The sequence below is a fragment of the Paenibacillus cisolokensis genome (genome assembly GCF_050481165.1).
GTDB classification, from domain to species: domain Bacteria; phylum Bacillota; class Bacilli; order Paenibacillales; family Paenibacillaceae; genus Paenibacillus_AH; species Paenibacillus_AH cisolokensis.
The window spans coordinates 23,479-32,125 of record NZ_JBCNFP010000156.1 but is presented as its reverse complement, the minus strand read 5'-3'; the positions used below and the strand labels follow the sequence as shown (position 1 = coordinate 32,125).

Annotated in this window: 7 protein-coding genes; 1 reads left to right on the top strand and 6 read right to left on the bottom strand. The window is 60.3% G+C overall.

Features of this window, described 5'->3' with window-relative positions; translation table 11 throughout:
* Positions 1 to 508 precede the first annotated feature (508 nt).
* Entirely contained in the window at positions 509 to 1,474 is a 966-nt protein-coding gene (locus ABEV74_RS21400) for a MerR family transcriptional regulator (protein WP_430149448.1), read from the top strand.
* Between the two features lie 748 nt (positions 1,475 to 2,222).
* Here the strand turns inward: ABEV74_RS21400 and ABEV74_RS21395 are convergent.
* From ABEV74_RS21395 to ABEV74_RS21370, 6 genes are all read right to left on the bottom strand, one after another.
* A complete protein-coding gene (locus ABEV74_RS21395) occupies positions 2,223 to 2,900 on the bottom strand; it encodes a DnaD domain-containing protein (protein WP_430149445.1) in 678 nt (225 codons plus the stop codon).
* Positions 2,901 to 2,985: 85 nt separating this feature from the next.
* On the bottom strand, positions 2,986 to 4,287 hold the full coding sequence (gene asnS, locus ABEV74_RS21390; RefSeq protein WP_213531490.1) for an asparagine--tRNA ligase: 1,302 nt from the start codon (positions 4,285 to 4,287) through the stop codon (positions 2,986 to 2,988).
* Positions 4,288 to 4,295: 8 nt separating this feature from the next.
* Complete coding sequence (locus tag ABEV74_RS21385; RefSeq protein ID WP_062492798.1) at positions 4,296 to 5,543, bottom strand: acetate kinase; 1,248 nt, start codon at positions 5,541 to 5,543, stop codon at positions 4,296 to 4,298.
* Positions 5,540 to 6,412: a 3-hydroxyacyl-CoA dehydrogenase family protein gene (locus ABEV74_RS21380; protein ID WP_213531484.1), complete on the bottom strand. Its 873-nt coding sequence runs from the start codon at positions 6,410 to 6,412 to the stop codon at positions 5,540 to 5,542. The genes ABEV74_RS21385 and ABEV74_RS21380 overlap by 4 nt, the downstream gene beginning before the upstream one ends.
* 164 nt (positions 6,413 to 6,576) lie before the next feature.
* Positions 6,577 to 8,079, bottom strand: a complete 1,503-nt coding sequence (locus ABEV74_RS21375) for an AAA family ATPase (protein ID WP_430149440.1) — start codon at positions 8,077 to 8,079, stop codon at positions 6,577 to 6,579.
* Complete coding sequence (locus ABEV74_RS21370; protein WP_430149437.1) at positions 8,072 to 8,611, bottom strand: hypothetical protein; 540 nt, start codon at positions 8,609 to 8,611, stop codon at positions 8,072 to 8,074. Before ABEV74_RS21370 ends, ABEV74_RS21375 begins: the two co-directional genes overlap by 8 nt.
* Positions 8,612 to 8,647 lie beyond the last annotated feature (36 nt).

Genomic DNA, 8,647 nt, shown 5'->3' with positions numbered 1-8,647 from the left:
GAATAAAAAACCAGCGCCCCCGCCTACGCTTGGGCTATGTTCGCCAAGGTGTCAGAACATTCAAACACTATGCGTTCACGCAACCACTTCTGGATATATCTACTACGTTACACAAACTTCTTGACACTACCCCATAGTCGGTCATTCGGGCCAAAATTCCTGCACTTTTGCAGGCTTTTCGCCAAAGCAATCTGCCGGGAGCCGGGGGCGCTGAGGGGGGAGCACACCGACGGACCGGTGACGTTTTGACGGACGGCGAAGCGGGCCAACGGACGAGTGACGTTTTGACGGAAGACGAGGCGCACCGACGGACCGGGGACGTTTTGACGGAAGACGCGGACGGTTAGACAGGCAAATTAGGAAGTGAATTTTATACTTTCTTAAATCTCGAAAAAGCCGCGGAATCCGGTTGCGCCGGAAAACCGCGGCTTTTTGGGGACAGCCGGCAGCCCTTGACTTTGACGCAGCGTCAACGTTCACATAGATACCCGAGAGGTGATCGCAGATTATGAAAGTTCACGAAGCGGCCCGTCTGCTCGGCGTTACGCCGCGAGCGCTCCGTTTTTATGAGGAACGCGGACTGGTCGCGCCGGCCAAGGATGCCGGCAGCGGATACCGCCAGTATGAGACGGAAGATCTGGAGACGCTGCGCTGGATCGTCGCCTTGCGCGAGTTGGGATTGCCGATTCCGTTTATCGCCGATGCGCTGGCGGCGCGGGAAGATGATGAACGGTTCCGGCAAACGATGGACAGGGCGCGCGCCGAGCTGTACGAGCAATGGGTCGACCTGTCGCGGCGGCTCGAATCGCTCGACCGCGGGATGGAAAGTTGGCGCGGCCGGACGCCGGCGATCGGCGAATTGGAGGCGCTCGCGGCCCCGTTCAAGGAGAAGCGCTCGATCCGCAGCGCGTGGAGCGCCCGCCTCGACTTCGACGATATGGCCGTCAAATATCGCGAGGACGCTCCGCTGATGACGCTCTCCCCGCCCGTCGATCCGCACGATTACGAGGAAGCGCTGACGGCGACGGCGGATTGGATCGACGCTCGGCCGGGGGAAGCCGGTCTCGATCTCGGCTCGGGAACCGGCAATCTGTCCGGCCGGCTGGCCGCATCCGGGGCAGCGGTTACCGGCGTCGAGCAATCGCCGGCAATGATCCGCATTATGCGCTCCCGCTTTCCCGAGCTGCCGGTCAAGCAAGGCAACCTGCTGGCGCTGCCGCTGCCGGCGCGGACGTACCGCTTTGCCGGCAGCAGCTTCGCCCTGCAGCATTTGCGCGAAGACGAGCGGATGTTGGCGCTGGCCGAAATCGACCGCGTGCTGCTGCCCGGCGGCCGGCTCGCGCTCACGGACCGCCTCGATGGCGGCGCGTTTTCGGCCATGTCCGAAGCTTTACGGACGCAGCATTACTCGGTCGTCACGAAGCCGCTGCGCGGCGGCATCACGCTGCTGTATGCCGTCAAACCCGGGCCGTAGCGCATAGCGCGCTGCGGCGCGCCGGCGACACCCGCGCCCTCCCCGAGCGGGCTAGCAAGTCGCGGTACGCAGTGACCTGCGCTACCGCTCACGCGGCTGCGCCTCCGATCGCAAGACCTGCGCCACCACTCACACGGCCGCGCCTCTGATCGCTAGACCTGCGCTACAGCCCCGCGGCTGCGCACCGATCGTGAGACCTGCGCTACCGACACCGCAAATACGCAACCGTTCGCTAGACCTGCGTTACAGCCCACGCAACTGTATACCGATCGTGAGACCCGCTACAGTCCCCGCGGCTGCGCACCGTTCTCGATCCGCGCTACCGCTCACACAGCTGTGCCCCGATCGTGAGACCCGCTACAGCCCACGCAACTGTATACCGATCGTGAGATCCGCTACAGTCCCCGCGGCTGCGCACCGTTCTTGATCCGCGCTACCGCTCACGCAGCTGTGCCCCGATCGTGAGACCCGCTACAGCCCACGCAACTGTATACCGATCGTGAGATCCGCTACAGCCCACGCGGCTGCGCACCGATCGTGAGACCTGCGCTACAGCCCACGCGGCTGCGCACCGTTCTCGATCCGCGCTACCGACCCGCAGCTGCGCACCGATTGAGAGACCTGCGCTACCGCTCACGCGCGGCTGCGCACCGTTCGCGAAACCCGCGCTCCCCCTTCCCGCCGCGGCCTGACTCGCACAGGGCACCTCGTTACAGCTTAACCTCGTTACGGCCTGATCTCGCACGGCCTATCCCCGGCCGGCGCGAAATTTGCTCGAATGGGCCTTCGCTTCTTCCACCGTCGTGACGCGATTGCGGTTCCATTCGATCAATATCCGGTCAATATAGCGAAAATGCAGTTTTCCGGCAAACACCGCTTCCTTCAAGGCGAACCGGATCAGCTCTTCCGGGTATCGGTCCTGATCGAGCCATGCGCTGATCGTCTCGCATTCCATCGGCGACAGCGGTCTCCCGAACTCCTGCTCGAACACGGTGAACAAATCGCCGCCGGCTGCGGAACGCTCCGCGCGTCTTGCCGGGCGAACCCCGCCGACGCGCCTCTCGGATTCCGCCGCCTCGGCCGCCATGCGTATCCACCCGCGCCAATTATACCGTTCCGACTGAACGCCTGTCGCCGGATCGACTTCCTCTTCGATGGCGAGGAATCCTTCCTTCAGCAGCCTTCTGAGCAGCTGCACGACTGCCGCCGCCGGGACGCCAAGCCGATCGGCGAGCTGTTCCGGCGTCGGAAATTCGTTCCGTTCGCATTCGCGAAACGCCATCATCTGAATGAGCAGCATCGCTTCGGAATCGTTCAGGCCCAACCGTCTGTAAGAGGAAAGCAGCATATACGGAATATATACTCCGCCTTCCTCCGCAGCGGCTGCCCTTCCCTTCGCGTAAGCTTTCCTCAATTCTTCGGACAAATGTTGCAGCCTCCTTAAACGGACCGCGCTTTACGCCTGCGCTGCGGTCAAGCAAGCGCGATCTCCAAAGCTCCGACCGACCCTATTACGGATAAAGCCGGTACAGCATGCGCGGAAACGGAATCGTCTCGCGAACGTGATCGAGACCGCATATCCAGGCCACCGTCCTCTCCAGCCCCAGACCGAAGCCGGAATGCGGCACCGACCCGTACCGCCGCAAATCGAGATACCAGCGATAGTCGTCTTCCGGCAGCTTGTGCTCGGCGAAACGCTCCGCCAGCAGCTTGGGATCGTCGATGCGCTGCGATCCGCCGATAATTTCCCCATATCCTTCCGGGGCGATCAGATCGGCGCACAGCACGACCTCTGGCCGGTTCGGATCGGGCTTCATGTAGAACGATTTGATGCCGGTCGGATAATGCGTAATGAATACCGGCCGGTCGAACTGTTCCGCGATAGCCGTCTCATGCGGCGCGCCGAAATCGTCGCCCCAGGAAATGTCGAAGCCTTGCCCGCGCAGCCATTCGATCGCTTCGTCGTACGTCATCCGGGGGAACGGCGCCTTGACCGCTTCCAGCTTCGAGACGTCGCGGCCGATCGTCGCCAGCTCCCGCCCGCATCGCTCCAGCACCGTCTGCACGACATGCGCGACGAACCGTTCCTGAATGCGCAAGCTTTCCTCATGATCGACGAACGCCATCTCCGGCTCGATCATCCAAAATTCGATCAGATGGCGACGCGTCTTCGATTTCTCGGCGCGGAACGTCGGGCCGAACGAATACACTCTGCCGAGCGCCATCGCCGCTGCTTCCATGTACAGTTGGCCGCTTTGGCTCAAATACGCGTCGTCGTCAAAATATTTCGTATGAAACAGATTCGTCGTACCTTCGCAGGAGGACGGCGTCAAAATCGGCGGATCGACCTGCGTAAAGCCGTTATCGTCGAAAAATTGCCGGATTGCCCGTATAATTTCCGCACGGATTTTCAGAATCGCCCGCTGTCTCGGCGAACGAATCCACAAATGGCGGTGATCGAGCAGAAAATCGACGCCATGCTCCTTCGGTGTAATCGGATACGGCTCCGCCAGCTGGATCACGTCGATCGCTTCCACAACCAGTTCATAGCCCGATACGCTGCGGGCGTCTTCCTTGACGGTTCCCGTCACGTACAGGGAGCTCTCCTGGGTCAGCCTGCGGGCGGCTTCCCAGACGTCATCGGCAACGTCCTGCCGGGCGACAAGGCCCTGCATCAGGCCCGTGCCGTCACGGAGCTGCAAAAACTGAATTTTCCCGCTGGAACGCTTGCCGTACAGCCAGCAGCCGATGCGCACGCGCTGGCCCGCATAATCGGCGGCCTGGCCGATCGTGATGAACGACAGATTGTCCATATGTCCGATCACTCCACCTTTTCGATTATCTCCTTCGACCGATCGTCCGGCTTCTTCGTCTGCAGCACGAGCCGGTACGTATCGCGCGCGATCAGCAGCTCCTCATTCGTAGGCACGACCAGCACCCGGACCCGCGAGTTGTCAGTTGAAATAATGCGCGGATCTTTGCGGCGTTCGGCGTTTCGTTCCCTGTCGAGCTCGACACCGAGAAACGTCAGCCCGCTGCAGACCGCTTCCCGCAGCTCAACCGAGTTTTCGCCGACGCCGGCCGTGAAAACGATGACATCCAGCCCGTTCATCGCCGCAGCATAAGCGCCGATATACTTGCGTATCCGGTACGTGTACATATCGAAGGCGAGCTTCGCGTTTTTGTCCCCTTCCCGCATCGCCTCGACAATTTCGCGCATATCGCTCGTCGAACCGGAAATCGCCATCAGGCCGCTGTGCTTGTTGAGCATGGAGCTGACCTCGCTCATCGTCAGATCTTCCTTGGCCATCGCAAACGGCACGATAGCCGGGTCGAGATCGCCGCTGCGCGTCCCCATCATCAGCCCTTCCAAAGGCGTCAGCCCCATGCTCGTATCGTAGGACCGGCCGTGCAAAATCGCCGTTACGCTCGCCCCGTTGCCGATATGGGCCGAAATCATCTTGAGCGATTCAAGCGGCTGTCCGAGCAGCCTGGCCGCCTTGTCGCTTACATATTGATGCGACGTGCCGTGGAAGCCGTAGCGACGGATTTTGTGCCGACGGTACAGCACCTTCGGAATCGCGTACAAGTAAGAGGTTTCCGGCATCGTCTGATGAAAGGCCGTATCGAAAACGACAGCCTGCGGCACGTCAGGCAAATTCGCTTCCACCGCGGCAATACCCATCATATGGGCAGGATTGTGCAGCGGCGCAAGATCGAACAGCTTGCGGATTTCCAGCTTGACCTCGGGCGTCACGAGCACCGATTCCTTGAACGCCTCGCCGCCGTGCACGACCCGGTGGCCGACCGCGTCGATTTCGTCAATCCGTTTCAATACCCCCAATTCGGGGTGGACGAGCATTTCGATCACGCGCTTCACCGCGGTGACATGATCAAGTATTTCGCTGACGCTCCGCACTTCGGGCTTTCCTGCCGCGTCATGCGTCACGATCGAGGAATCCATGCCGATCCGCTCGACTCTGCCGCTCGCCAGCACCGATTCGTCATCCATATTGTACAACTGATATTTAAGCGAGGAGCTGCCCGCGTTGATCACGAGTACTTTCATAGCCTGTCCCCATCCTTGTCGTATTTGAAAAAGCCGGCGCCGGTTTTGACGCCGAGCTGGCCTGCCCGTACCATTTTTTTCAGCACGATGGACGGCCGGTACTTCAGTTCGCCGTATTCCCGGAACATCCGCTCCAGCGCCGCCAATACCGAATCGAGACCGAACCGGTCCGCCATCTCCAGCGGTCCGTGGTGGAACGAATAGCCGATCCGCATCGCGCTGTCGATATCTTCCGCAGACGCCACGCCTTCCTCCAGCACGTGCAGCGCCTCGTTGATGAGCAGGCAGATCAGCCGCGTTGTCACAAATCCGGGCGATTCGAACACCATGATGCCTTTTTTATGAATCGTCTTTTCGACGAAATGTTTGGTGCGGGAAAACGTCTCGTCCGACGTCTTCAAGCCGCGGACAAGCTCGACCAGATCGATTTTATGAACCGGATATATAAAATGCATGCCGATGACCCGCTCCGGATGGCGGGTTACGCTTGCCAGCTCCGTCAAGCTGAGCGTCGACGTATTGCTCGCAATGATGGCGTCTGGACTCAATATCCGGTCCAACCGGCCGATCACCTCTTTCTTGCTGTCCAAATCTTCGGTAATCGTCTCAATGACCAGTTCGCAGTCGGACAGCTCGTCGAGTCGGGCGGCATTATGTATCCGGTTCAGCACCAGCTTCTTCTCGGCCAGCGTCAATGCCCACTTCTCGATTTGCTTGTCCAGGCTCAGCTCGATCATCTCCCTGCCGTAAGCCAGCTTCTCCGGAGATTGTTCGACAATATATACGTCAAGCCCTTTGAAGGCAAGCATTTCCGCAATACCTTGACCCATTGTGCCGACACCGACGACACCGACTGTTTTGATTCTCATGAATGTTCCCCCTTCTGACTTTGCGTCGTGCCGTTCACATCTTATATTATAACGGTTCGCAAAAAAAATAAGAAGGCGAGCCGCACGCCCGCCTTTTTTTTCTATATCGCATTGTGAACAATTTACGAACGCTGCGCAAACGGCGTACAAAAACCGCCTTCCGCTTACGCGCTGCGGCTTTCCCCGTGCTCCGCCAGCAGTTCCCGGAACCGGTTCCCGTCCATCGTCTCCTCGTGAACAAGCACGTCGAGCGATTGCAGAAATACCGTTTTGTAGCCGGCGAGCAGTTCCTTCGTCCGTTCCATAAGCCGGTCCAGAATCGTCCCCGTCACTTTCGCCCAGCTGTCGGGCGTCATCATGCTGCTGTCGACGATGCCCGCTTCTGTCAGTCCCGATTCAACCATTGTGCGCACGATCCCCATCGCCTGCTCGAAATCGCCCCGGGAGCCGGTGCTGCGGTCGCCGTAAAACATCTCTTCCGCCGCAGCCCCGCCGAGCGCGATCATAATTTGCCCTTCGAGAAATTCCCGGGTATACAGGTACCGGTCCTGCTGCGGATTGTGACGGACATAGCCGAGCGCCTGGCCGCGCGGCGATAGCGCCACCTGGGAGACGCTGCCCGGCCGCACCAGCTCGGCGACGATCGCATGGCCCAACTCGTGAAGCGCCACGCGCTCGCGCTCCTCCCGCGTCGCTTCGCGGTCGGTTTTCTCGCCCATCATCACTTTGTCGATCGCCATCGCCAAGTGGTGCTGCCGGATCGCTTCCTCGTTCTCGCGCATCGCGTAGATGGCGGCTTCGTTCAGGACGCTCTCCAGCTGTGCGCCCGAGAAGCCGAACGTTTCTTCGGCCACTTGCTCCAGACTCACGTCCTCGGCGAGCGGCTTGTTGCGGGCATGAATGTTCAATATATGCTGCCGACCTTTTTTGTCCGGCAGATCGACCCCGATATGCCGGTCGAAGCGTCCCGGACGAAGCAGCGCGCTATCCAGCATCTCCTTGCGGTTCGTCGCTGCGATCAGCAGGATGCGCGGCGTATCGGACGTATGAATGCCGTCCATCTCGGTCAGCAGCTGGTTCAGCGTCTGATCGTATTCGCGGTGCTGGCCGCCGTCCCGCTTGCCGCCAATGACGTCGATTTCGTCGATGAAGACGACCGCGCCGCTTTTGCCGGCCTTGACCGCTTTGTTGCGGGCTTCCTTGAACAGCTCGCGGATGCGGCTCGCGCCGACGCCGACGTACATCTCCACAAATTCGCTGCCGGATGCGGCTACAAAGACTGAATCGGTATAATGGGCGGCCGCTTTGGCAAGCAGCGTCTTGCCGGTTCCCGGCGGCCCGGTCAGCAGAATGCCTTTCAGCGGGCGTATGCCGAACTTGGCAATTTGCTCCTGATTCACCAAAAAATCGAGCGCCTCGGTCAGCTCCTGCTTCGCCCGTTCCTGTCCCCCGATCTCGTCGAACGTTAGCTGTACGGACGAGCGCGCCGGCAGACGGCGCTTCCCGCCGGCCGGCGCAACGTTGCCTCGCGCCCGCACCGCATAGAACAGAAGGCCGCCGAGCGCGGCGACGAGCAGCAGCGGCACGATATTCACCTTCAGGAAGACAAGAAAAACGAGCAGCACCGGCAGGAAGCCGATCGCGATTTCCTTACCGTACTTAAGCATTCGGCCACACTCCCAGCGTATCGGGAATGCGCGGCAGCACGACATGCTTCACGGCATCGCCCCGGCGCATCGTAATATACACATTGTCGGCGTCGATTTCGGTCGAGGCCTTGAAGCCCGGATAAGCTTGCTCCAGCTCCTTCAGCGCCGCCGGAATTTTGGAGTACCGCCTCGTCTCCATCGCTTCCGCCACGTCGAACAAAACGGCAGACCATATCGGTTCCAGTCCGGCGTCCTCCGAATCTTCGATAAAGAGCCGGACTTTTCGGTCGCCGATGGCAGGCGCCCCCTGCGTGACGATCCGCTCATATACTTCGCGCAGATCGGCATCCGGCGCAAGCTTGAGATGCACGTTCACATGATCGGCATCGATAACCGGCTTGCCCGACACGACGCCCGGCACTTCCCGCAGCGCTTCTTCGAGCGGGCCGGCCACTACCACTTGCTTATATAGAAACCAACCGCCGAACAGCAGTCCGGCAGACAATACGGCGGTTAGAATGATGGGAACGATTCGCAGTTTGATGTTCATGATGTAAAAACCCCCTTCCTCGTCGCCACCATGATT